At 61.3% G+C, this 24923-nt stretch carries 23 protein-coding genes and 1 tRNA gene; 18 read left to right on the top strand and 6 right to left on the bottom strand.

The genetic code is table 11. The features are described 5' to 3' along the window. Nucleotides 1-47: 47 nt before the first annotated feature. The gene (locus tag NF78_RS27860; RefSeq protein ID WP_052049512.1) at nt 48-1016 is read right to left on the bottom strand and encodes a FecR domain-containing protein; all 969 of its coding nucleotides are present in this window, start codon (nt 1014-1016) and stop codon (nt 48-50) included. Between the two features lie 367 nt (nt 1017-1383). On the opposite strand from NF78_RS27860, the gene NF78_RS00940 reads away from it, so the two are divergent. Together NF78_RS00940 and NF78_RS00935 are read left to right on the top strand one after the other, a co-directional pair. Beyond that, on the top strand, nt 1384-2661 hold the full coding sequence (locus NF78_RS00940; protein WP_156119587.1) for a hypothetical protein: 1278 nt from the start codon (nt 1384-1386) through the stop codon (nt 2659-2661). 23 nt (nt 2662-2684) lie between these two features. Next, nucleotides 2685-3494, top strand: a complete 810-nt coding sequence (locus NF78_RS00935) for a basic amino acid ABC transporter substrate-binding protein (RefSeq protein WP_081972451.1) — start codon at nt 2685-2687, stop codon at nt 3492-3494. Between the two features lie 91 nt (nt 3495-3585). On the opposite strand, the gene NF78_RS00930 is transcribed toward NF78_RS00935, so the two are convergent. Further along, the gene (locus NF78_RS00930) at nt 3586-4164 is read right to left on the bottom strand and encodes a glyoxalase-like domain protein (protein ID WP_035984389.1); all 579 of its coding nucleotides are present in this window, start codon (nt 4162-4164) and stop codon (nt 3586-3588) included. A 388-nt stretch (nt 4165-4552) separates the two neighbouring features. On the opposite strand from NF78_RS00930, the gene NF78_RS00925 reads away from it, so the two are divergent. After that, the gene (locus NF78_RS00925) at nt 4553-5317 is read left to right on the top strand and encodes an RNA polymerase sigma factor (protein ID WP_052049509.1); all 765 of its coding nucleotides are present in this window, start codon (nt 4553-4555) and stop codon (nt 5315-5317) included. A gap of 80 nt (nt 5318-5397) precedes the next feature. After that, nucleotides 5398-6414, top strand: a complete 1017-nt coding sequence (locus NF78_RS00920) for a tetratricopeptide repeat protein (protein ID WP_156119586.1) — start codon at nt 5398-5400, stop codon at nt 6412-6414. Nucleotides 6415-6654: 240 nt separating this feature from the next. On the opposite strand, the gene cphA is transcribed toward NF78_RS00920, so the two are convergent. The 4 genes from cphA to NF78_RS00900 form a co-directional block, all read right to left on the bottom strand. Then, complete coding sequence (cphA, locus tag NF78_RS00915) at nt 6655-9345, bottom strand: cyanophycin synthetase (RefSeq protein WP_035984387.1); 2691 nt, start codon at nt 9343-9345, stop codon at nt 6655-6657. A 180-nt stretch (nt 9346-9525) separates the two neighbouring features. Continuing rightward, entirely contained in the window at nt 9526-10296 is a 771-nt protein-coding gene (locus NF78_RS00910) for a DUF1995 family protein (protein ID WP_156119585.1), read from the bottom strand. Nucleotides 10297-10334: 38 nt separating this feature from the next. Then, nucleotides 10335-11498 carry a cysteine desulfurase family protein gene (locus NF78_RS00905; protein WP_035984385.1) on the bottom strand — a complete coding sequence of 388 codons (1164 nt, stop codon included), beginning with the start codon at nt 11496-11498 and terminating at the stop codon, nt 10335-10337. A 344-nt stretch (nt 11499-11842) separates the two neighbouring features. Further along, entirely contained in the window at nt 11843-12316 is a 474-nt protein-coding gene (locus tag NF78_RS00900; protein ID WP_035984384.1) for a DUF309 domain-containing protein, read from the bottom strand. A 92-nt stretch (nt 12317-12408) separates the two neighbouring features. On the opposite strand from NF78_RS00900, the gene glmM reads away from it, so the two are divergent. From glmM to NF78_RS00830, 14 genes are all read left to right on the top strand, one after another. Continuing rightward, nucleotides 12409-13905 (top strand): phosphoglucosamine mutase, encoded by a 1497-nt coding sequence (gene glmM / locus NF78_RS00895; RefSeq protein ID WP_081972450.1) that lies wholly within the window; start codon nt 12409-12411, stop codon nt 13903-13905. 106 nt (nt 13906-14011) lie between these two features. Then, nucleotides 14012-15137, top strand: a protein-coding gene (gene prfB / locus NF78_RS00890) for a peptide chain release factor 2 (RefSeq protein ID WP_156119584.1) whose coding sequence is annotated in 2 segments (ribosomal slippage) — nt 14012-14086 and nt 14088-15137 — 1125 coding nt in all. Because the reading frame shifts where the segments join, the coding sequence is not laid out codon by codon here. 11 nt (nt 15138-15148) lie between these two features. Continuing rightward, on the top strand, nt 15149-16135 hold the full coding sequence (locus NF78_RS00885) for an isopenicillin N synthase family dioxygenase (protein ID WP_197064725.1): 987 nt from the start codon (nt 15149-15151) through the stop codon (nt 16133-16135). A 193-nt stretch (nt 16136-16328) separates the two neighbouring features. After that, on the top strand, nt 16329-16526 hold the full coding sequence (locus NF78_RS00880) for a DUF3285 domain-containing protein (protein WP_035984381.1): 198 nt from the start codon (nt 16329-16331) through the stop codon (nt 16524-16526). 5 nt (nt 16527-16531) lie between these two features. Beyond that, nucleotides 16532-17050: an rRNA maturation RNase YbeY gene (ybeY, locus tag NF78_RS00875; protein WP_035984379.1), complete on the top strand. Its 519-nt coding sequence runs from the start codon at nt 16532-16534 to the stop codon at nt 17048-17050. Nucleotides 17051-17122: 72 nt separating this feature from the next. Beyond that, nucleotides 17123-17587 (top strand): diacylglycerol kinase family protein, encoded by a 465-nt coding sequence (locus NF78_RS00870; RefSeq protein WP_052049505.1) that lies wholly within the window; start codon nt 17123-17125, stop codon nt 17585-17587. Nucleotides 17588-17607: 20 nt separating this feature from the next. Beyond that, complete coding sequence (locus NF78_RS00865) at nt 17608-18213, top strand: anthranilate synthase component II (protein WP_035984378.1); 606 nt, start codon at nt 17608-17610, stop codon at nt 18211-18213. Nucleotides 18214-18306: 93 nt separating this feature from the next. Beyond that, the gene (locus tag NF78_RS00860; protein WP_035984377.1) at nt 18307-18882 is read left to right on the top strand and encodes a Uma2 family endonuclease; all 576 of its coding nucleotides are present in this window, start codon (nt 18307-18309) and stop codon (nt 18880-18882) included. A 62-nt stretch (nt 18883-18944) separates the two neighbouring features. Next, complete coding sequence (gene crtI / locus NF78_RS00855; protein WP_035984375.1) at nt 18945-20594, top strand: phytoene desaturase family protein; 1650 nt, start codon at nt 18945-18947, stop codon at nt 20592-20594. 256 nt (nt 20595-20850) lie between these two features. Then, nucleotides 20851-21615 carry an MBL fold metallo-hydrolase gene (locus NF78_RS00850; RefSeq protein WP_035984373.1) on the top strand — a complete coding sequence of 255 codons (765 nt, stop codon included), beginning with the start codon at nt 20851-20853 and terminating at the stop codon, nt 21613-21615. Nucleotides 21616-21713: 98 nt separating this feature from the next. Continuing rightward, a complete protein-coding gene (locus NF78_RS00845; RefSeq protein ID WP_035984372.1) occupies nt 21714-23024 on the top strand; it encodes an aminopeptidase P N-terminal domain-containing protein in 1311 nt (436 codons plus the stop codon). Between the two features lie 269 nt (nt 23025-23293). Beyond that, nucleotides 23294-23366, top strand: a tRNA-Val gene (locus NF78_RS00840). A 394-nt stretch (nt 23367-23760) separates the two neighbouring features. Beyond that, nucleotides 23761-24306, top strand: coding sequence for a hypothetical protein (locus tag NF78_RS00835; protein ID WP_052049503.1), 546 nt, complete (start codon nt 23761-23763; stop codon nt 24304-24306). A gap of 26 nt (nt 24307-24332) precedes the next feature. Then, a complete protein-coding gene (locus tag NF78_RS00830) occupies nt 24333-24866 on the top strand; it encodes a hypothetical protein (RefSeq protein ID WP_072016108.1) in 534 nt (177 codons plus the stop codon). The last annotated feature ends 57 nt before the right edge of the window (nt 24867-24923 follow it).

Genomic DNA, 24923 nt, shown 5'->3' with positions numbered 1-24923 from the left:
GGGGCTGTGCTCGGGCTCTGGTCTGCCACAACCCAGCCCTTGCCAGATCAGCCATCGCCGGCTGTGGTCGTCGCTGGCTGTACCACGGCTGGTGCCCCCAGCGGGGAATTTTCAGCCGGGGGGGAAGCCGTTGGAGGCATCTCCGGCAGGGGGGTGACCACGCCGGGGGGCGTATCGTTGAAGCGTCTCAGCTCGTCTACCGGAGTCGGCGGGGTCACCAACAGGTTCTCTGCCTCCTGAAAGCCAGCCCCGGGGGTCAAATCGGTAATCAGAGCTGGGTCTAAAATGGAGTTCCCGGCATCGAAAGGAGCCTGCTGATTGAGGGCTTGCAGCAAGCTGGGCCGCAGGGCGGCCAGGGGCTCATTCGTTGGGGGTCGGTAGTTGGGGTCATCTAATCTCAGGCCGGCCATCAGGTCGCTGGTCTGGTAGAACTCCAGCAGGTCAAACTCGACAATCTGCCAGCTACCGCCCCCGATAAAGGCGATCTGCCCGCCTTGAAGCGCCAGTTCCTGCCCGGTTTCGCCAGTGGTCACCAGGACGGGGCCGGTGGGCGAGGTGGCCAGGGCCATTACCAGAGTCAGTTGCCGGGACGGCACGTAGCGTACGACCACAGCGGTGCTGTTGAGCCCCACGGTGGCGTTGGGGGTTTGTACGGTGGTGCGCCCCTGGTTGGGAGGTACAAACACCGCCGCTGTGCCCTGATTTAGCAGGAGTCTTCGAGTATTGGGCCAAAAGCGGACGCTGGCGCGCTCCCCGATCCGGGTCAGGGACCCGTCGTTGAACAGCACTTCGGCCTTCGATCGCTGACTGGTATTGAGGGTTTCCCCTGGGCAAAAGCAGTCGTCAATGGCGGCGGGCCGGGATGAGCCGCTGGCGGTGAGCAAGTTCACCTGGTTGGTGCTGGTTCTCAGCTTAGCCCAGGCCCAGGGAACCTCGGCCATTGCCGGAGATGCGATCGCAGCACCGCTGACCACTGCCAGCAGCATGGCCCGAAACGGTTTGGTACAGAAAACCATGGCGTCAGAAAAGTGACCACGAATTACAGCAGGCCTAAGGCCTTGAGGTAGATGCGGCCATAGTCGCCTGAGCGCAGAATAACCAGGCGAGTACGGGTAGAATACCCCGACCACAGCAGTAGATCTCTAGGGGCAACACCCCTGACTGGAGGGAGACCATGGCGCGGCGGTCACAGTGGAACAGGACAGATGGCATACGTAGTTCTATAGTAGGTTTCGAACCCGTGGGTTTTGGCGCGGTTCATAAAACTTGTGCCCTCGTTGATTAAATATTTGGTGAATATAGACTCGAGTTTCAGGAATCTCCGGAAAGATCAGTGATTCTTCTGGTGACAAGGCAAGATACGGTTTACCTAGGCAGATTCCATTGGTTAAGTGGTACCCTCCCCTTCAACTGGCGCTAGTGAGCTTTGGTCTGCTCTGCTGCGGAGCCCCGCCAGGCTACGCTCAATCAGCGCCGTCTAGCGATCCAGATGTGGCCCCGGCGGTTCCGCTCCCGGCGGCTCCTCCGGTCGAGGCGGCTAAGCTGGTTGTGGAAGAAGGCTCAGAGGAGTCGTTTACCCACCAGACTACGGCTCCCCTCAGCCCGCCTGTCTCCCTGGGCCCTTCTCCAGCCTCTGGCCTTAGCCGGGAAAGGGTTGATCCTGCCCTAGCCAACCGTGCCTACCTGACCAATGCCGCGGCCCTGGCTAACCCAGCCCCGCTCAATCTCCCTCCAGCGGAGGACTCCGAGGCGGAGGAAAGGAGCTCCAGCGACCTGGCCCAGGGGGGCAACGATCTGGAGTCGGTTTCCCCCGATCCAGAGCTGGGGGTGATTCAGGTGCGCAGCCTGTTTGAGGATCCTGACCTGGGAATTTTGCGCATTCGTGAGCAGCCGCAGCTGCCGCCTGCGACCACGCAGCCCCCAGCCAGAATTGGGTTTTTCTCGGCTCGGCTCGCGATCGCCAGCAGTGACAACATTCTGCTAGCCATTAACGATGTGGGGGGACTGACCGGCGATACCTTTTTTCGGCCCTCGATTGCCTTTGGCGTCTATCCCACCCTCGGCCCGCAAACGGCCCTGATCGCTACGGCCGATCTGGGTCTGCAGCGCTATGGTGCTCAGGCATCCCTCAACTACGACGACCTACGGTTTCGGGTCGGCTTACGCCAGGGGCTGAGCCCCCGCAGTTATGGACAGCTTGTTCTGACTTACCAGGAACTGTATCGTCCAGGGGGCAATCGGGAGCGGTTTTTTAAAAATACGGCGCTGGGCCTCACCCTGGGTCGCCGCGATTCGATTACCCCAAAGCTTGCCGTTGACTCTTTCTATTTCCTTCAGTACAACGGCGCTCAGTCAACCAGCGGCGGCACCGCCACCGACTTTAGCCGTATCTTTCAATCTGCCGGAGCTTATCTGGGCTACGATGTCACCTCTCAAGTTCAGCTGGGCCTCAGCTATCAGCTCAACTTAATCGACTACACCGCCCAGCCCCGCTACGACACGTTTCAGCAAGTGCTGGGTCAGGTGGCCTATCGGCTCAGCCCCAATGTACGGCTCAACGTCTACGGCGGCGTCAGTTTTGGGCGATCGTCAGAACCTCGAGTACGATTTAACGATACATTCTTTGGGGCCGCAATCGATGCCACCATACCCCTGTTCTAGATCAGTTACGAGGGGGAGCTAGCATGGGTCGCCGCCAACGTTCTCAAGTCCTTGTGGCCGTGGGCCTGCTCACCCTGGCCTGTAGCACCCCTCCCCTCAGTCGGCACGCCCCCAGGGCGCGTAGCTACGTAGGTGATCCGGAAACCCTGGTGGTGTCTACCGAGCCAGCCTTTCCCCCCTTTGTGTACCAGACGGCGGCGGGTGAGCTGGTAGGCTTTGATGTGGACCTGATCACCGAGGTGGCGCGGCGGCTGGGGCTGGGGGTTGAATTTGCCTTTATTCCCTTCGATGGCCTGCTGGCCACCCTGGAAGCCGAAACCGCCGATGCCGCGATCGACGCTATCACCATCACCGCCCGTCGCGACGAGGCGGTTGACTTTTCGCGGCCCTATTTCAGTTCGGGGCTGGCCGTTGCCGTCCGTCGCGACGAAGTGGACATTGTCTCGCTGTCAGACCTGACGGGCAAAAAAATCGCCGTCAAGCTGGGCACCACCGGCGCGGAGCTGGCTGCCCAGGTGCCCAACACCCAGCTTGTCACCTTTGATTCGGCCGAAAAAGCCCTGATGGACCTGGAACGGGGCAACGTAGATGCGGTGATCAAGGACAAACCCACCACCCTGGGTATGCTGGCGCTGGCCAATATTCAGGATGTACGCCTGCTCGATCAGCTCCTGACCGAGGAATACTACGGCATTGCCCTCCCCCCCGGTTCGCCTAATAAGCCCCACATTGATGCGGTTTTAGATGACATGCTGGCCGATGGGACGATCGCGGCTCTGCACCGCAAGTGGTTTGGCTTCGACCCCGAACCGGTGCCCGAGGTGGGCTACTGAGCGGTTAGCTGGCCCTGCTGTCACAGGCCGTCTGGTTGGGTGTCTGCTGGCCGCCACTCAATCTTACCTACCTCTCCACCAGGTGCTGGCGTCAATCGTCGATTTCGGCCAACTCGATCACCTGGTTGTCGTAGTCTCTGACCAGAAAGTTGAGGGGCTTTTCCTGGCGAATCTTGTGCTGCACGCCGCTCAGCTGCACCCGCATCAGAATGTATTCCAGGCAGTTGTGGTCGAAGCAGACGTGGCGCTGCTGGTTGCGGTGGCCCAGGCTGGCACCGCTAACGATGTGCAGCTGGGTGTTTTTGCGCAGCTGATACCACAGGCCTTCGGGGCTGCTGAGCGCGCCCTGGTTGGCAAAGCTGGTGGCTCCACCCAGGTACATGGGGTCGAGCCCGGCGGTGCCCAGGGTTTGCTCGTAGTTGTAGTAGTAGTGCAGGGGCACCTCGGCGGTGGACAGGTTGAGCATCCCCTCGTAGAAGCGGCGGGCCACCTCCAGGTCAGAGACCATAATGGTGTAGACCTTGGGAGCGCTTTTGAGAAACATCCACATGGCCCCCGCATAGGCCACCAGCAGCATGACCATCACCCCCTGGGTCGACATAATGCTGTCCAGGGGGAGCCCCAGCAGAGCCACAGGGGTAGGGGTGGTCAGAGACGGGTTAAACAGCATAGGCCCCCTCGGGAGGTAAGACGACGGCTGGCAGGGTATCTACAGCGGCAAGGCTGGCTATACATTAGTGTATCAAGTCTGCAATCAAGTCTCCTGGGTGAAACGGGGTTTGCTGGAACGTGACCCTGGGCAGCGCTCTGGCCGGGGGTGGCGATCGCGGTTCTGGCCCAATCCTACGCCACAGCAGCCGGGCGCTGGGAGACGGTTGGGCCAACCGGGTCAAATCTTTGCAGCCTGGGCCTAATTTGAAAAAAAATAGTCGCCGAATTAGTCGCCAAAATTGCCACGGTAGGTATATTAGAGGCTGATTTATCCGCATCAGTCGACCGGGGGCCTGGACGCCAGCGGCGGCTGAAGGCAGTGGCGAATGTTTTTCACGGCGTAACCCATGTCTAGCACAGCGCAGATTCCCAACTTTCCTGAGTGCGATCACCGGCTGGTGCAGGGGCTGCATCACCTCAGCGATCGCGAACTGGTGCAGCTATTTCAGCGCCACGGGGAGGCCGGGCGCTACTTCACCGCCATCTTTTGCCGCTACAGCCCCATGGTCTACAGTCTGATTCGCCACTCGGCGCGATCGCCCGTGCAGGCCGAGTATCTGTTTGCCCTCACCTGGCGGCACATTCTCCACGAGCTGGGCGGGGTGGAGTGCCCAGCCGCCGTGGCGGGGGAAGGGCCGGGGGCTTTCACCCTGCAAAACTGGCTGATCAACATCACCGCCCTGTGCATCAACCAGGCGGTGGTGCCCGAGGTGGAGTCCATTCACTACTCCCTGGATCAGGCGACGCCCCCATTCTGGTGCTACGTCGAGCAGGCCCTCGATCGCCTGCCTGCGGTGGAGCGGCTGGTGGCGGTGATGGCGCTCACCTTTCGCTGGAGCGAAAACCGGATCGCGGCCTACCTGCAGGCGGAGGGCGAGACCCTCACCGCCGCCGAAGTGCGCCAAAAGCTGGGGCTGGCCTTCCAGCATCTGGAGACGGCCCTGCCCGAAGACATTCGCCAGATCTACCTGGGCGACAGCTCCCTGCGGCCCGAACCGTTGCCCGACGACCTCAACGACCTGCTCAACGTGCCTGACCTGGAAGGGGCCGGACTGGCCGAGATCGACCTGGTTGGGGCGGGGGGCGATTTGGGCAACGAGTGGGCCAACTGATCTGGCTCACCAGGACCAGCCCCGCCGTCGAGCCAATCGCTGAAAGACTGGGGGACTATGCCCGGGGAGGGGCGACGCACATGAAGCATAAGTATTTATTTGGTCTGGGACTGCTAGCCCTACTGCTGCCAGGGCTCAGCCTACCGGCCCCAGCGCTCAATCTCGAAGAGCAGCTCGATATTCGTCCCCTCGACGCCACCCGGGGGCCGTCCCGAGATGTGGCCGACGGCTGGATGCAGCTGGGCAACCAGCAGCTGGGCGAGGGCAACCTGACCGCCGCCGTGGATTCCTGGGCCGAGGCGGCGGAGATCTACCGGCTGCTGGGGGACGGCCAGGCGGCGGGGCAGGCCTACGGGTCGATGGGGGCCGCCTTTGCCACCCTGGGGCAGTTCCCCGAGGCCGAGCGGGCGCTGGTGCTGCGCGTCGGCACCGCCCGCGACAACGGCGATTCCCTGGGCCAGGTCTACGGCCTCAACAACCTGGGCACGCTCTACATCAACCAGGGGCGGGTGCGGGCGGGCCAGGCCCACTTTGAGGAGGCGCTGCAGATTGCCCGCACCACGGGCGATGCTCGGGCCATTGGGCTGTCGCTGAGCAACCTGGGCCAGGTGGCCACCCAGCTGGGCGAGTTGGACGTGGCGGTGCGGCTGCTAGAGGCGGCGGCCAACTACCGCATTCTGGCCAGCGACTACGTGGGGGAGGCCTACGCCTCCAACAACCTGGGGGATGCGTACGTGGCCCTGGGCCGCGAGTCGAACGCGATTGGCGCTTACCGGGTGGGACTGCGGGCGGGGGTGGAGGCGGGCAACAGTGCCCTGCAAATTCGCGCCCTCGATGGGCTTTTGGGCATTTACCTGGGACGCAATGAGCTGGGGCTGGTCAGGCAGTATCTGGCCCAGCGCAGCGCCCTCACCCTGGGTACCACCCCACCCGATCTGCAAACGGCCCTCACCTTTCGCTGGCTGGGCGACTACTACCTCAGAACCGACTCCCCTGAGCAGGCGGAACAGGCCTTTACCCGCGGCCTGCAGATTGCCCGCAACCTGCGGCAAAAGTCCCTGGAGGCCGAGTTTATCAACCGCCTGCTGGCGCTGTAGGCGGGAATAACGACATGCTCAACCATCGGCCTAAGGGGCAGGGTTTCGGGTCTGCGGCTCAAGGCCAGCCGGGCACCTGAAACCTTACTTATCCGTTGTCGCTAGATTGGCAGATTGCTAGGGGCTGTCATCAATTGGTCGTTGATAACCAGAAATGACCGGTTACAGCTCCTAGCCTGGTTTGGGTTGGGCGTGGCAAGGCTTCGACCATCCGGTTTCAGCTGGAGTTGATGACGCGCCCTAAGGGTGGACCTCGGCGTACTGGTCGGCGGATTGGGCCAGCGAGATCGTGACCCCGTTTAGCCCTGCCGTAGCAGGGGGGAGGGGATTGCGGGCTTTGATCAGGGCGATCGCGCGGGTGACGCTCTCGGGCAGAATGACCACCAGACTGTCGTCCGGGGCGGTGTCTAGGGCGGTGTTGATCGCCTCGGTTTCATCCAGCATGGTGCGGTAGGTGGCCTCGCCAATCACCTCTTCGATGCCGTGGACAATCCACTTGGCGGCATCGCCGCGATCGCGGCCCCGGGTGTCGTCATCTTCTTTGACGATGATGTCGTTGAACATCTGGGCGGCCAGTTTGCCCAGGGTGATAAAGTCGTCGTCGCGGCGATCGCCTGGTCCCCCGACCACCCCAATCCGCCGCCCCGGCCAGTTTTTCACAAAGCCCCCCAGGGCCTCGTAGCTGGCGGGGTTGTGGGCGTAGTCCACCAGGGCATGGAAGCGGCCCAGGTTAAACAGGTTCATACGGCCCGGCGTCTGGTCGGTAGAGGCCTCAAAGGTGTGCAGCGCCTGGCGAATGCAGCCGATATCGACCCCCTGGGCAAAGGCGGCCAGGCTAGCGGCCAGGGCATTGGCGATCTGGAAGGGGGCCCTACCGCCCATGGTCAGGGGCACCTTTTCGGCCTGCTCGATTCGCAGCAGCCAGTCGCCCTTGAGAATAGACAGGTAGCCCTGTTCGTAGACGGCGGCCAGGCCCCCCTGCTGGGAGTGCTTGCGCACCAGCTCGTTGTGGGGGTCCATGGAGAAGTAGGCCACCTGACTCTTGACCCGCTGGGCCATCGCCGCCACCAGGGGATCGTCGGCGTTGAGCACCGCGTAGCCGCTGGGGCGCACCGTTTCGGCCACCACGCTCTTGAGGTGGGCCATGTCTTCGAGGGTGTTGATGTCGCCCAGGCCCATGTGGTCGGCGGCGACGTTGAGCACCACGCCGATGTCGCTGTCTTTGAAGGCTGTTCCCGATCGCAGAATGCCCCCCCGGGCGGTCTCCAGCACCGCCACCTCCACGGTGGGATCCTGCAGAATCACCTGGGCGCTTTGGGGGCCGGTGGTGTCGCCCGGCTCAACCATGTTGTCGCCGATGTAGATGCCATCGGTGGTGGTGTAGCCCACCATCTGCCCCGTCTGCTTGAAGATGTGGGCCGTCAGGCGGGTGGTGGTGGTTTTGCCGTTGGTGCCGGTGATCGCCACGATGGGCACCCGGGCCGGGGTGCCGGAGGGGAACAGCATCGACAGAATTGGCTCGGCCACGTTGCGGGCAATGCCGACGCTGGGGCACACGTGCATGCGCAGCCCCGGTGCCGCATTCACCTCGACCACCACACCGTCCACTTCGCGCAGGGGCTTGGAAATGTCGGTGGTAACCACATCGATACCGGCAATGTCTAGGCCAATGGTCTTGGCAATGCGCTCGGCCACCCAGATGTTGTCGGGGTGAATGTCGTCGGTGCGATCGATGGCGATGCCGCCCGTGCTCAGGTTGGCGGTGGCCCGCAGGTAGCACATCTCGCCCTTAGGCAGCACGGTATCGAGGGTGTAGCCCTTGCTATCAAGCAGCTGCCAGGTGGTGCGATCGACCTCAATGCGGGTGAGCAGGTTGTCGTGGCCCACCCCCCGGCGCGGGTCCTGGTTGGTAATCTCGATCAGCTGCTCGATGGTCGATTTGCCGTCACCGACCACGTGGGCAGGCACTCGCTCAGCCACCGCAATGACTCGCCCGTTGATCACCAGCACCCGGTGGTCGCGGCCCCGGTAAAACCGCTCAACAATCACGCCTTTAGAGACGTCTTTGGCGGCCTCGTAGGCTTCTTCAGCGGCCTCGTAGGTGCCAATGTCGATGGTGATACCGCGACCGTGGTTGCCGTCGAGGGGCTTGATCACAATCGGGTAGCCGCCCACGTCCTCGATCGCGTTCTCCAGCTCATCCAGGTAGTAAATCACGGTGCCCCGGGGCACGGGCACCCCGGCGTTGCGCAAAATTTGCTTGGTGCCCTCTTTGTCGGAGGCCAACTCGACGGCCAGAATGCTGGTTTTGCTGCTCAGGGTGGCCTGCACCCGCTGCTGGTAGCGACCGTAGCCGAGCTGAATCATGGCCCGGGTGGAGAGCTGCATCCAGGGAATGTCCTGGGTTTCGGCGGCCCGCACAATGGCCTCTGTGCTGGGGCCAAGGGCGGCATCGAGGCGAAACTCGGTGAGGTCGGCCAGATCTTGCTCCAGCTCCGCTTTGGGATAGTGGCCGGTTTCGACCAGGCTGTTGCACAGACGCACCGCCGCCCGCGCCGCGTAGCGCCCGGCCTGCTCATTCTGGTACTCAAACACCACCTGATAAACCCCTGGCTCCGCCACGGCGCGGGTACGGCCAAAGCCCACGGGCATACCGGCCATGGTCTGGAGTTCCAGGGCGACGTGCTCGATGATGTGGCCCATGTAGGTGCCCTGCCGCACCCGACTCAAAAAGCCGCCGCGATGCCCCGGCGAGCAGAAGTGCTCAATCAGGCTGGGCAGCGTTTCGGCCAGCGCTTCATAAAACCCAGGAATCTGATCGGAGGGGCGATCGGCGAGGTCTTCCAGGTCCAGCCGCATCAAAATCAGGTTTGGGTAGCGGATGCTCCAGTAGTTTGGCCCTCGGAGAGTCTGGGTTTTAAGAATTCGCATGGGCTGTCGTAACTCACCAGTCGTAGAACAGGGTTGGCTTGAGAGCAGCGAGATGGCGGGGCTGATCAGACAAGGTGTAGTGCAGTATAACCCCAGGTCAGGACTCAAGACAGTATCCCCGAGGCACGATCTTGCCTGAATGGAAGGAATAATGTCGGGCTTTGGACAGAGGTGGCCAGGCTACTGGGTGAGCGCCCGGATAAACCCCTGCAGTTCGCTTAAAAAACCGCCCCGTTTGCCCTTGGCTGGGGCATCGGTGGAGCTCCCTGAAGCCGGGGCGGTTTCGCCCAGCAAAATCCGATCCAGCTCTTCCCCCGAGGGCTTCTGGGGCGTTTCAGCCAGCAGCCGGTAGCCAGCGTCGGTTTCCTGCCACACCTGCCAGGGATGCGGATAGCAGCGCAGCAGCACCGCTCCCTCCAGGGGCCGCAGGTAGTAGATCGCCTCCAGGGTGCTGAGGAAGCGATCGCGCAGCTGCCGCCCGGCATAGCCAATGCCAATGGTGGCGACATCCTCTAGCTTAGGGTTGAGCATGATCACAAACTTGTCCCCGGCCTGGGCGCACATTTCCTCGACCTGGTTGACCTCGATGGAGGAGGGCTCCACAAACAGGTAGGCCTGGTCGCCGGGCTCCATCTCGCTGTGCAGCTCGCCGATGCCGCGCACCACAAAGTCGGGGTTGCCCCAGTCGCGGCGGGCCAGGGCCGCCGCCCCGGCGTCGGGGAAGTAGACCTTGAACACCAGGCCCAGCTCTTGCAGGGCGGGATAAAACTGCTGGGCCACGGGTAGACCCTTCAGCTCAGAGTAGGCCAGCTCCACCACCATACGCGGTACGCCGCCCTGGATGGCGGCCTGGGCGGCCCCTCGAGCCTGGGCGATCGCCTCGTCCAGACTGCCTGGTACGCTGGTCACGGCTGTTGCGCTGTTGTTGTCGTCTTGCGGGGCTTGAGTCATGGCGGACATCAGCAATTAAAACAATACAGGTCGAATCACTACACGGGGGTCAGGCTGAGGGAGGCTAGGGCGCGGCTGAGCACCTGGCGCAGCACCAGCGCCACCCAGTCGATGTCGGCGGCGGTGGTGTGGCGGCCCAGGCTGAGCCGAATGCCGCAGCGGGCCTCGCGATCGCTGTAGCCCATCGCCAGCAGTACCGGGCTGGGGCTGAGCTGGCCGCTGCGGCAGGCCGCTCCAGCGCTGATGCCAATGCCGGCCAGATTCATCTCGCGCACCAGGGTGCGACCGCTGAGGCGATCGCCGTCGGCGGCCATGCAAAAGCTGACGTGGTGGGGCAGCCGCTGGTGGCGATCGCCCGTTGGGGACAGTTCGCTCACATTGGCCAACTGCTCAAACAGGCGATCGCGCAGATCGATCAGGCGCGGCGTTTCGGTCGCCATTTCCTCAGCGGCCAGGGCCGCCGCCACCCCAAACCCGGCCAGGGTCGGTACCGCCTGGGTGCCCGATCGCAAACCAAACTCCTGACCGCCGCCGCCCAGCAGCGGCACCAGCTCCACCCCAGGCCGCACGTACAGCGCCCCGGCTCCCTGGGGGCCGTAGATTTTGTGGCTGGAGAGGGACAGCAGATCGACCGGCAGCGTTTGCACGTCCAGCGGCAACCGCCCAGCCACCTGCACCGCATCGGTGTGAAACAGCGCCCCGTGGTCACGGGCGATTTGCCCCAGCGCCACAATGGGTTGCAGGGTGCCCACTTCGCTCTGACCGTAGATAATTGACACCAGCACGGTGTTGTCGCGCAGAGCCTGGCGTAGATCGGCTGGGCTGACCCGCCCCTGGGCGTCTACGGGCAGGCGCGTCACCTGCCAGCCGAGCGCTTCGAGCCGCTGGGCTGGTTTTTCTACCGCTGAGTGTTCTACCGCTGAAATGATGATGTGCTGGGGCACCCGGTAGCGCTGGGCAACCCCCACCAGGGCCAGGTTGTCGGCCTCGGTGCCTCCGGCCGTAAACACTACGGCATCGGCGGGGGAATTGATCAGCCCGGCCACCTGCGATCGCGCCCGCTCCAGCACCGTAGCCGAGCGGTTGCCCCACTGGTGCAGGCTGGAGGGGTTGCCCCACTGGTCGGCCATGCAGGCGCTCATGGCGGCGATCGCCTCCGGACGCGGAGGGGTAGTAGCGCTGTAGTCCAGATAAATTTGCATAGTTGGTATTGGCAAGAACCCAGCACACCCCAGTGGTACAACCAAAGCCCAAAACTTATCCTAGCAGGGAGCGTTAATGCTAACGGCACAACCCAGAGAACCGCTGGCTGATCCACAGGGGGACGACAGGCCTGAGGCATTCCTGGGGCATATTCATCAACTGTGGTCAAAACTGTGGTCAAAGGCTCGGTTCGCCAAGCTTTGCTAGCCCAACCCAAACGACGGGGTAGGGGCTGCAACCCTTAATTTTTGGGCGTTTGGCAGCTATGTTTGGGCGTTATGTTAACAGCCCCTAGCTCTGGGGAAATATTTATCTAGAAGCGTTTATCTATCTGTGGGGATATCTATTCTGTAGGGATGTCTATACAGAGCGCAGGCAGGGGATCCTCGGTTCCAGCGATCGCCACCATCGCATCGGGGTCAACCCTAGCCCCGGGTTTGGCCTGGGCCAGGGGGATAGCCGCCGCTATCTCCGCCACGCGATCGGGTCCGGTGTGGTGCAGTGCCGTCAGCCAGGCCCAGCCGCAGTCCACCAGGCGGGCCACATCTACTCCGGCGTAGGCAGGCTCGAAGGGCCGCAGCCGGTTGACCCCCTCCCCCAACAGAATAGAAGCCCCCTGCCAGTTGTGGTTGCCCAGGTGGTAAAGCCCCACGGCAATTTGCAGAATGCCCTGGTAAAACGGCTTTTCCTGGGTGCTGGCCTCCATCCAGATCGCTTCTAGCACATCGTGGCAGCGGTAGTAGTCACCTCGATTGAACAGCTCAATGCCGTCGAGTAGGCGGGGATCAACACTTTCGGTAGAGGTATCGACAGCCATTGTGGTGGGCAGAACTGGTCTAGAGGGATAGTTCCATCCTAGGGCAGAGGTGCTATCCTCCACTGTGAGTGTGAGGTGTGAGGAAAATTAACATGGTAAGTTCCCCCGTTAGGCCTACCGGCCTAGGTCCCCTGGAACAGCAGCAGGACGGCGGCGACAGCCCCTCCGACATAAGCTCGTTAAGTTCTGATTCGTTGGTTTCAGGGTTGCCCAGGTTGCCGCTACCACCGGGTCCCCTGTTTGGTACCGACGGCATTCGTGGTAAAGCGGGCGACCTGCTCACTGCTCCCCTGGCGATGGAGATTGGCTACTGGGCCGGGCGGGTGATGCAGTCCCAGGGGCTGACGGACAAGCCGGTTATTTTAGGCCAGGATTCGCGCACTTCGGGCCACATGCTGGCCACTGCCCTCTCCGCCGGCTTGACCTCCGCCGGCATCGATGTGTGGCACATTGGGCTCTGTCCTACCCCCACCGTAGCCTATCTGGCTGAGTCCTGCCAGGCCCTGGGCGGCATTATGATTTCGGCCAGCCACAACCCCCCCGCCGACAACGGCATCAAGTTTTTTGGCGGCGACGGCACCAAGCTGGCCAGCTCGGTGCAGACCACTATTGAAGCGGCGCTGCGGGGCCAGACGACCGGGCTGGAGTCAACCTCTGCGGCCTGGGGCCAGTGCTACTATCGGCCCGAACTGGTCAACCGCTACGCCAGCTTTTTGCACGAACCCCTCCAGCCCGGACTCGATCTGGCGGGCATGAAGGTGGTGCTGGATATGGCCTGGGGATCGGCCACCCGCCTGGCGGAGCAGGTATTTGTGGAGGCCGGGGCCGAGGTGATTGCGCTCCACGGTGCCCCCGACGGCGATCGCATCAATGTCAACTGCGGCTCCACCCACTTAGAACCGCTCAAGGTGGCCGTGGCCGCCCACGGCGCCGACCTGGGCTTTGCCTTCGACGGCGACGCCGACCGGGTAATGGCGATCGATGCCCAGGGCCGCGTGGTCGATGGCGACTATATTCTCTACATCTGGGGCAAGCACCTCCAAAGCCAGGGCCGTCTGCCCGACCACACCGTAATCTCCACGGTGATGGCCAACCTGGGCTTTGAGCGGGCCTGGGAAAAGCTGGGCGGTACTCTGGTTCGCACCCGGGTGGGCGACCAGCACGTGCATAGCGAGATGGTGAGTCGAGGGGCAAAGCTGGGCGGTGAGCAGTCGGGCCACATTCTCTGCCACCACTACAGCCTCACCGGGGACGGCATTCTGACGGCGCTGCACCTGGCGACGCTGGTGCAAACCCTAGGCGGGTCGCTGGCGGCCCTGGTGGACGACAGCTTTACGACCTATCCGCAAAAACTGCACAACGTCCGGGTCATGGATCGCGATCGCCGTCTCCACTGGCAGGACTGCGCCCCGGTGTACCAGGCCGTAACCGCCGCCGAGCAGGCCATGGGCAGCGAGGGTCGGGTGCTGGTGCGACCCTCGGGCACTGAGCCCGTCCTGCGGGTAATGGTGGAGGCGATCGACGGAGGCCTGGTCGATCGCTGGACTCAGCACATTGTGCAGGCGGTGAGTCAGCACCTGGCGGTGTAGGCACCTAGACCCCTGGGTTTTTGAAAAACCCAGGGGTCTGCATGGTTCAGCGGAAGCAATGCTCCAAGATTCGCTATAGTGATCTTCCAGTTCACCACCGCACGCCATGCTAGACACCACCGACCTCAAGCGTGAGCTTGAGACGCTCACCGATCGCCTGGGTAAAACCCAGGACTACCTTTGACATCCCTGCCCTAGAAGCCAAAATTCAGGACCTGGAACAGCTAGCGGCCCAGCCCGACTTTTGGGATGACCAGAACCAGGCCCAGGACACCCTGCAGGAGTTGAGCGACTACAAGGCCAACCTGGCCCAGCTCACCACCTGGCAGGCCAACCTGGATGACACCACTGCCATTCTTGAGCTGCTGCAGGAGGACAACGACGAAGCTCTATTTGAGGAGGCCCAGGGCACCGTTACCCGCCTGGCCCAGGAACTCGACCAGTGGGAACTCCAGCAGCTGCTGGCTGGCCCCTACGATAAAAGAGGTGCGGTGCTGACCATCAACGCCGGGGCGGGGGGCACCGATGCCCAGGACTGGGCCGAGATGCTGCTGCGCATGTACACCCGCTGGGCCGAGGCCCAGGGCTACCCGGTGCATCTGGTGGAGATCTCGGAGGGGGAGGAAGCGGGGCTGAAGTCCGCCACGCTGGAGGTGACGGGCCGTTACGCCTACGGCTACCTGAAGTCCGAGAAGGGCACCCACCGCCTGGTGCGAATCTCGCCCTTCAACGCCAACGGCAAGCGCCAGACCAGCTTTGCCGGGGTGGAGGTGATGCCGATTCTCGATCAAACCATTGAGCTGGACATTCCCGAGAAAGATCTGGAGATCAAGACTTCCAGGTCCGGCGGGGCCGGGGGCCAGAACGTCAATAAGGTGGAGACGGCGGTACGCATTACCCACCTGCCCACGGGAATTTCGGTGCGCTGCACCCAGGAGCGATCGCAGTTGCAAAACCGCGAAAAGGCGATGATCATCCTCAAGGCCAAGCTGCTAATTATCGCTCAGGAGCAGCAGACCCAGGCGATCGCCGAAATTCGCGGCGACATGGTAGAAGCCAGCTGGGGAGCCCAGATTCGCAACTACGTGTTTCACCCCTACCAGATGGTTAAAGACCTGCGCACTGGGGTAGAAACCACCGCGATCGATGACGTGATGGCGGGGGATCTTGAAGCCTTCATTCAGGCCTACCTGCGCCAGGAAAATCAGGTGCTTCAGGAGCAGGGGGTCTAAGGGGGTTACCCATGGCCGTAGAGCTGCCGATGAACATTCCTCTGGTGGATTTTTCGCCGTTTCTCAGCGATGACCCGGTGGGCAAAATTCAGGTGGCGGGCGAAATCTACCACGCCTGCCACGAGGTGGGTTTTCTCTACCTGAGCCACCACGGCATTCCCGAGGCGGCGATCGCCGCCGCCTTTGCCCAGTCGCGGCAGTTTTTTGCCCTTCCCCTGGCCGAGAAAACCGCGATCGCCTGGTCGAGCGAGTCCAGCAATCGCGGCTACATTGGCCTGGAGCGCGAACGACTGGACGAAACCCAGCCCGGCGATCTCAAAGAGGCCTACAACCTGGGTCGGGAACTCAGCCCAGAGCAGGCAACCCGCCTGGGCGTAACCTGGGTTGAGAACCGCTGGCCGGTGGGACACGACACCTTTCGGGCCACGCTGACGGAGTTTTTTGACGCCTGTGCCGTCGCGGCCGCAAATATCTTTCGGGCCTTTGCCCTGGCTCTGGCCATGCCCGAAGACTTCATGACCACCCGGCACACCACCCAGTGGTACACCCTGCGTCTGCTGCACTACCCACCCCTGGCCCAACTGCCCCAACCGGGGCAAACTCGTGCCGGGGCGCACTCGGACTACGGCACCCTCACCCTGCTGTTTCAGGATGATGTGGGCGGTCTGGAAGTGCTCAGTGCCCAGGGCGACTGGGTTGCCGCTCCGGCTATCCCCGGCACTGTGCTGATCAACACGGGCGACCTGACCGAGCGCTGGAGCAACGGCGTGTTTCGCTCGACCCGACACCGGGTGGGGCTTTCGGGAGCACGGCAATCGGGAGCAGTTGCTGGCGATCGCTATTCCATTGCCTTTTTCTGCGAACCCGACCCGGCCACCGACATCGTCTGTCTGCCCACCTGCCAGGGGCCAGACAACCCGCCCCGCTACCCCCCCATCACCGCCCAGGAGTATTTGCTGAGCCGCTTGCAGGCCACCTATACTCCGCTCAGCACCTGATCTGGATCGTGCCATCCCTTCGGAGCCATCACCGTTGGTAACAGCGCAGCGCGTTACCCGATTCAAAACAGGGGGCTTGCGGAGGGGTAAACGGGATTTGCCTACCCCTGCTGGGTCACTCTCCCCCATCGGTTCGACGCTACCAAGCCAGAAAACCCGGTACATTAAACCTATCTAGCACTGCGACAATCCCATGAGCCAAGACCAATCCACCCTGGAGTCGCCCTCCACAGGTGAGCCCACCCCCGCACCCGCCGCAGCCCCTCCCAGCTTTGTCAAACTGGCCATGCGCAATATGGTCAGAAAAGGCGGGAAATCGCTGTTCCACTTCACGCTGACGGTAACGGCCCTGCTGAGCCTGCTGGTCGGGCTGGCCTACCTGACCCGGTAACCCCTATGGCAACTGAGAATTCCCCCGTGCCCACCCTAGAGGTGGCCCTCGACCTGGAGCACCCGGAGGCCAATGTGGTGTCTGCGGAGGAGTGGGAGCGCTGGTTTACCCAGTGGGGTGAGCACATGGCCCTGGCCGGATCACCCATCGGGGCCTACGAACTGGCGCTCCGGCTGACAACTGATCCTGCGATCGCCGCCCTCAACCAGGAGTTTCGCCAGGTTGACCAGCCTACCGACGTGCTGTCTTTTGCCGCTCTCGAAACCGACTACCCCCAGCTTGACGAGATGCTGGCCACAGAGCCGCTCTACTTAGGTGACATCGTCATTTCCCTCGACACCGCCATCCGCCAGGCCGCAGAGGCCGGGCATTCTCTGCGGTGGGAGACGGGCTGGCTGGCGGCCCACGGTTTTTTGCACCTGTTGGGATGGGACCACCCCGATGACGCCAGCCTGGGGGCCATGCTCGCCAAACAGGGCGAATTGCTCGCCACCGTTGGTTTAAAGTCTGAAAAAGTAGGCTAAATTGGCCCTGATTCGTTCTCCACGGTACGGTATAGGGGCATATTGCCCAATCGCCTCTATCTAATTTTATCTATGGCTTTGTATAGCGAGAATTCTGAGTCGGTGCTGCCGATTCCTGAATCCAACCTCAACCCGGTGAACCGATCGCTGTCCTGGCGGGTGGCAACCAACCTGCTGGTGAGCTTTATGTATGCCTGGCAGGGAGTAACCTACGCCTTTCGCACCCAGCGCAACTTTCGCATTCACGTGGTGGTGGGCAGTTTGGCAGTTGGATTGGCGATCGCTCTCAACCTGCCCCTGGTCGAGCTGGCGGTGATTATTCTCACCTGCGGCGTGGTGCTCACCCTGGAGCTAATCAACACCGCCCTGGAATCGGTGGTTGACCTGATCGTGCAGCAGACCTACCACGAACTCGCTAAGATCGCGAAAGACTGCGCCGCCGCCGCTGTGCTGATCTCGGCCCTGATCTCGGTATCGGTAGCTGGCTGCCTGCTGCTGCCTCCCCTATGGCAGCTGTTACAGTCCCAGCTTTCCTAGCCCTCTCCCCTGCTCGACCTATGATTCTTGTAATCGACAACTACGACAGCTTTACCTACAACCTGGTGCAGTACCTGGGTGAACTTGGGGCAACCCTCCGCGTAGCCAGCGATCTGCGCGTGTTTCGCAACGACGAAATCACCGTGGAGCAGATTGCCGCCCTTCGTCCCGACGGCATTGTCATTTCCCCCGGCCCCGGCACCCCTGACGATTCCGGCGTTTCCCTGGCGGTAATTCAAACCCTTGGCCCCACCATTCCCATTTTGGGCGTGTGCCTGGGCCACCAGAGCATTGGCCAGGTGTTTGGCGGCGATGTAGTGCGCGCCGCCGAACTCATGCACGGTAAAACCTCCCCCGTTTTCCACACGGGTCAGGGCGTGTTTGCCGGGCTGGAAAACCCCTTCCAGGCCACCCGCTACCACAGCCTGGTGATCGATCGCCCCACCTGCCCCGACGTGCTAGAGATTACCGCCTGGGTCGAGGACGGCACCATCATGGGCGTGCAGCACCGCGACTACCCCCACCTGCAAGGGGTGCAGTTCCACCCCGAAAGCATCCTCACCGACGCGGGCATGCAAATTCTGCGCAACTTCCTGCTGTCGCTACCAGTCCCTGTCACTATGTAGTGCTCGTCGCCGCGTAGGGTGGGCATTGCCCACCATTTAAACCAGCCTACAGACAGTTAGATCAGAACCACACTCTCTCCGGGGTTCTCCGCCATGAGCGTTGCCAAAAACCCAGTCCGCTGGACAATTAAAGACATCGAAGCGCTACCCGAAAATGAATGGGTCCGCTACGAGATCATCGACGGAGAACTGTTTGTGACCAGGTCACCTCACCACAAGCATCAGCAGCTAGCTGGCCGTATTTTTGCGGCCTTGGATAACTGGGCATTCGCCTCGGGGCAGGGTGAGGCGTCTATCATGCCGGGGCTGATTTTTTCAGACTCAGACAATGTTTCTCCCGATGTGGTGTGGGCCAGCACCGAGCGCATTGCCCAAATTCAAGACGAGGCGGGTCACTTTCAAGGAGCTCCAGAATTAGTTGTAGAAGTGTTATCGCCCGGCAAAGTGAACGAAGAACGAGACCGTACCGCCAAGCTCAAACTCTACTCAATTCAGGGCGTGCAGGAATACTGGATCGTCGATCGCACCGCTAAGCGCATCGAGATCTACCGTCGTGAGCAGGCTCAATTAACTTTGACCAAAACCCTTTTGGCCCAAGACACCCTTACCTCAGACCTACTGCCAGGCTTTGCGTGCGAGGTAGCCCGCCTATTTGCAGCGCGAGGTTGACCAGCAGTAGTAGAATACGAACAAGTTATTAACGTTTGTAACAGACCTCTCAGGAGTCAAGCATGGGCCGCAAACAGGCGATCGTGATCGGGGCGGGTGTCGGCGGGCTGGCCATGGGCATTCGCCTGCAAAGCCTGGGGTTTGACACCACCATCGTCGAGGCGCTGGATGCTCCCGGCGGGCGGGCCTACGTGCGCCGCGAGCAGGGCTTTACCTTCGACATGGGGCCGACGGTGATTACGGTGCCCCACTTTATTGAAGAGCTATTCTCGCTGGAGCGCGATCGCGCCAACCTGCTCTCCGAAGACTTCCCCTCCACCATCGTCGATGAGAACAAGCGGATCAAGGAAGGGGTTTCCGGAGGCCCTAACACCAGCCGCTACGTCAAAATTGTCCCCATCCTGCCCTTCTACCGCATCTACTTCGACGACGGCACCTTTTTTGACTACGACGGCGACGATGCCCACACCCGCGAGCAAATCCTCGCCCTGGGGGAACCCGGTGACCTGGAGGGCTACAAGCGCTTCCACGAGCAGTCCCGCGCCATCTTCGAGCGGGGCTTTTTGGAGCTGGGCTACACCCACTTTGGCGACCCAGTCACCATGCTCAAAGTCGCCCCCGATTTGCTAAAGCTGGATGCGGTGCGCAATCTGTTTCGCTTCAGCAGCCGCTACTTCAAGAGCGACAAACTGCGTCAGGTGTTCACCTTTGAGCCGCTGCTGGTGGGGGGCAACCCCCTGTCGGTGCCCGCCATCTACGCCATGATCCACTTTGTGGAGAAAACCTGGGGCATCCACTTTGCCATGGGCGGCACTGGGGCGCTGGTGCAGGGGTTCGTGAAAAAATTCCAGGACCTGGGCGGCCAGATTCGGTACAACGCTCCGGCGACCCAGATCAACGTCACCCGTAGGGAGGGCAAAAAGGTAGCCACGGGGGTCACCCTGAAGGATGGCACGGTGCTGAACGCCGACGCTGTGGTTTCCAATGCCGACTGGGCCACCACCTACGGCAAGCTGATCGAACCCCAGTACCGCTTCTGGAACAGCGACCTGCGGGTGAAGCTGTCTCAGCAGTCGATGTCGGTGTTTGTGATCTACTTTGGCTTCAAGGCCGACGGCAACGAGACCGACAAACTCTGCCACCACACCATCATCCTTGGCCCCCGCTACGAGGAGCTGTTGAAGGATATCTTTGGCCGCAAGATCTTTCCTAAGGATTTCTCCCAGTACGTTCACCTGCCCAGCCTCACGGACCCGTCTTTGGCCCCGCCCGGTCACCACGCCGCCTACACCCTGCTGCCCATGCCCAACAACAAGTCGGGCATCGACTGGAACGAAATGGGCGATCGCCTGCGTGATATCGTCTTCGACTTCCTCGAAGAGCGCGGCTACCTGCCCAACCTGCGTGAGCGGCTGGTGTGCCACAGCTACATCACCCCCGACTACTTCGAGGGCACCCTCGATGCCTACGTGGGCAATGCCTTTGGCCTGGAACCGCTGCTGGTGCAGTCGGCCTTTTTCCGGCCCCACAACCGCAGCGAAGACATCAACGGGCTATACCTGGTCGGGGCCGGTACCCAGCCCGGTGCGGGCACCCCCAGCGTGATGATGTCCGCCAAAATGACGGCCCGGCTGGTGGCCGAAGACTACGGGGTCGATGGGGCGATCGTCGGCGGTAAGGCCAGCTCCGAGCGCACGCCCCAGATCGTGTAGGGTACATTCGCGGCCTGGGGACTCGATGGAACCAATAACCCTGGGCCTGGGCCGCAATGCACCGTCCGCAGTGCGTGAAGGTGTATTGCGGCTTTAAGGCATAGGTGGGTCGCTTCTGCCAGAGGATGTAAAGCCGCGAATGCACCTTACGGGATGGGCAGGGCCGATCGCGGGGCTGGCCTAAATTTCGGGCAATATCGACGGTTCCCGGTCTAAACTTATTGAGCCAGAGCTATCGTGTGGGAGTAAGCAAGTCATGAAACGGCGAAAACTACTGGGTTATGCCGGAGCCGGGTTAGGGGCCAGCCTGGGAATGGGGATGATCGACCAGGCCCAGGCCCAAACCACAGGAGTCACAATCCGCAGCCTGGGCCATACGTCCTTCCTGTTTACCGGCGGCGGGCGACGCATTTTGGTTAACCCCTTTCGGCGAATCGGCTGTACCGCGGGGTTTCCTTCCCCAGCCCAACCCGCCGACATTGTGATGATCAGCAGCCGCCTGTTTGATGAGGGCTACCTCAATGAACTGCCCGGCGAGCCTCGCGTGCTGACTGACCCCGGTGTCTACGACTTTGAAAACCTTCGTATTCAAGGCATTCTCACCCCCCACGATCGCCAGGGGGGGCGACACTTCGGCAACAATACGGTCTGGCGGTGGGCCCAGGGCGGGGTGAATATCGTCCACATGGGCGGTGCCGCTGCGCCCCTGCGGGTAGAAGAGCAGATTCTGCTGGGTCGTCCCGACATCATGCTGGTGCCCGTGGGCGGTGGTCCCAAGGCTTTTGATGCTGCCGAAGCGGTACAGGCCGTACAGGTGCTGCGACCCAAAATTGTGATTCCCACCCACTACCTGACCACCGTGGCCGGGGCAAGCTGCGAACTTGACCCGGTGGACAACTTCCTGGCCCTCATGCCGGGTACCCCGGTGACTCGGGCGGGGCAGGGGGCGCTAACGGTGCGGCCCAACGACTTGCCCAGCCAGGGTATGCGGATTCAGGTCTACCAGTATCCAAGGGCCTGAGGCGCGTTAGAACGGTAAGAGGGAAGAGTGGATTAACTGCATCGCTCTTTGCATCCACCCTTCCACCCATCCACCCCCTACCCCCTACCCTTCCACCCATGCCCACTCCCTATGCCCATCGTCGTCAGCGTGTCATGGACCTCATTGGCCACGGTACCGCTGTCTTTGCCAGCGCCCCCCCGGTGGTGATGCACAACGATGTCGACTACCCCTTTCGCCAGGACAGCAATTTTTACTACCTGACGGGGTTTAATGAGCCGGGGGCGGTGGCAGTGCTGGCTCCCCACCATGACGAGCACCGGTTTGTGCTGTTTGTGCGGCCCAAGGACCCGGAAAAGGAGACCTGGTCGGGCTACCGGCTGGGGGTGGAAAAAGCAAAGGAGCAGTTGGGGGCCGATCAGGTTTACCCCATTGCCGAACTGGACGAGCACCTGCCCAAGTACCTGGAAAAGGCCGATCGCCTCTACTTTCGCTTTGGCCACGACGAGGCGCTAAATCAGCGGATTCTGAAGCACTGGCAACGGCTATTGGCTACCTACTACAAGCGCGGCACCGGCCCAGTGGCGATCGAAGATGCCACGCTGATGATGCAGACCCTGCGTCGGGTGAAGTCTGCGGAGGAGCTGGATGCGCTGCGGCGGGCGATCGCGATCGCTGCCAAGGCCCACAACCACGCCCTTGAGATCGCCCGGCCCGGTCGCTATGAGTACGAAATTCAGGCGGAGATGGAGCACATCTTTCGCCTGGAGGGGGCGATGGGGCCTGCCTACACCTCGATCGTGGCGGCGGGGGCCAACGCCTGCATCCTGCATTACGTGGAAAACAACTGCCAGATGCAGGATGGCGATTTGCTGCTAATCGATGCGGGCTGCGCGGTGGACTACTACAACGCCGACATCACCCGCACCTTCCCCGTGGGGGGGCGATTCAGCGACGAGCAGCGGATTTTGTACGAACTGGTGCTGGAGGCGCAGGAGCGTGCGATCGCCGCCGTCAAGCCCGGTGCCCCCTTCAACGAGTTCCACGACGCTGCCACCCGCACCATCACCGCAGGGCTGGTGGACCTGGGCCTGCTAGCGGGCGATATCGACACCCTGATCGAAGAGAAAAAGCACAAAGCTTTCTTCATGCACGGCACCGGCCACTTTCTGGGCCTAGACGTCCACGATGCAGGCATCCTCCGCAACCCCGACAAAACCTGGAAACCTTTTGAAGTGGGCAATGTGGTTACCGTTGAACCGGGAATTTACATTTCCCCCACCTATGAACCCGTCGAAGGGCAGCCTGCCATTGACGATCGCTGGCGAGGTATCGGCATTCGCATTGAAGACGATGTATTGGTAACCGAAACGGGCTGCGAGGTGCTCACCGAGGCGGTGCCCAAAGCCCTGGAGGCGATGGAACGATAGACGCGTGTTCGTTCTACCGCCTGCCCCCGAGAACCCGTTGCGTCGCTCTTGGGCAGGCTTTGTCGCCAGTACCCATCAACAACAGCATTAGCCGCTAGCAACCCATCGGAAACCCATAGTAGAGCCGAGATAGCCTGAGAATTGACCACTGATTTAAAATCCCCATGGGAAAACCCCGATTCAAAATTGGGATCATGTAGGGGAAATCAATTTTGAGTTTCTAAAACTGCCCTATCCTCTGCTAAGATGTAAAACTGCAAATGCAGCACGGGCGATTAGCTCAGTTGGTAGAGCGCCTGCCTTACAAGCAGGATGTCACTGGTTCGAGTCCAGTATCGCCCATACGTTTCAGCCCTCAGCAAAAAGCGTGAACTAAATATGAACTACTTTTTGTGGCCAACTATCCTGTATCGGAGGATGGTTGTTTACTAAGCGTGGTTTGGCTACAGAGGTCATATCGAGTTCGAGTTCATGCTTGTAAGACAGTAACTCGTAGCTCGAAAAGCTTGCTGGGCAAGGCTTTCAGAGTCAGGATTTTTTTGAACTAACTAAGGATTCTTGGTTTGAGGTTTGGCAAGCCGTAGAAGTGGTGGCTGCCAGGCACCTCTCTATTGGACTCGTACCTTTCATAGAAATTCTTGACCGTTAACCTTTTGTCATGTGAGTTAGCTTTCAACCCACGGCAACCTGGTTGGAGGACTCTATGATGATTGGAAATTGTGGGTGCCTGTGATTGATGATTCAACGTCCCGTACAGATCCTCAGTGGCCAGGGGCAAGTCGTCAGTGGGCTGATTTGTACCATGCAGCAGCGTCATCAGGATGACTTTCAATCCACCTGGCAAGGCATTCTGGATGTGACAGACCAGCCCGATGCAGGGTGGTTATGGGACTACAAGCGCCGCCAGTCAGAACAGGAGGGCCGCTATGAGGCCTATGCGCTGGAAGCCGAGGAACTGACCCAAGGGCTCATGTTCCTTGAAACCCAATGGCACCGATCGCAGGTGCAGCCATCCTCCCGTCTGGTTTATGTGGAAGCCCTAGCCTCTGCCCCGTGGAATCGGAGCAGTCTGGAGCAGCCGCCTTTTTTCCAGGGTGTAGGGCGGTCGCTCTTGTTATTTGCCCGCCAACGCAGCCTGGAACTGGGCTACGGAGGCCGAGTGGGACTCCATGCCCTGCCCGAATCGGAAGCGTTTTACCACCGTCTGCAAATGCCGGACTATGGGGCTGACCCAGAAAAAGAGGGCTTGGTATACTTCGAGTACGGCGCGATGCGGCAATGAACGGTTCAATAATCCAGATTCTTCCTATGGATGAGCGCAGACTAGCAGAACAATTCGCCCAGACCGGCAACCTAATGGATCTATGCGCTAGCGAAGACTGGCTCAAGGAATCGGCCCAGGCTGAAGCGGATTGTGGCGGCAGAGTCGAAGCTGGTTTGACCTTGCGAGAGTATGCCGCTCGCCTGGGCGCACCTACGATAGAGCAGCTTCAGATGGTCAAACTGCAATCTACTCTGTTCTCAGTACTTCGCACCTGGATGGAATCGTGGGAGCTGGGCCTGAGTTTTGAGACCACCTACACAGAAGCGCGTCGGCTCATTCGCCACCGTCTCCAGCACCTCAGCCCAGAACAACAGGACTGGGCCAAGAGGCTACTCGCTGGTCCAGAGCAAAATCTGGCTTTTGACCAACAATCGGTGCGCTCAGAGGCGATCGCAATGCTGGGCGATATTTTGACCCAGGATGACTGGCAAACCCTAGCCAACACGGCTGCCCAAGGAATGGCGATCGGGGTTCTGCAAATGCGCCAGCTTGATATTGTGAGCGCAAAAGCCAGCTAAGCCAACGAACTCAGCTGGCCTTCTCGAGCAAGCAGCTAACCTTGCTGACTTGGCGGT

This window comes from Leptolyngbya sp. KIOST-1 (assembly GCF_000763385.1).
Lineage (GTDB): Bacteria > Cyanobacteriota > Cyanobacteriia > Phormidesmidales > Phormidesmidaceae > Nodosilinea.
This window is presented reverse-complemented; position numbering and strand designations above follow the sequence as displayed.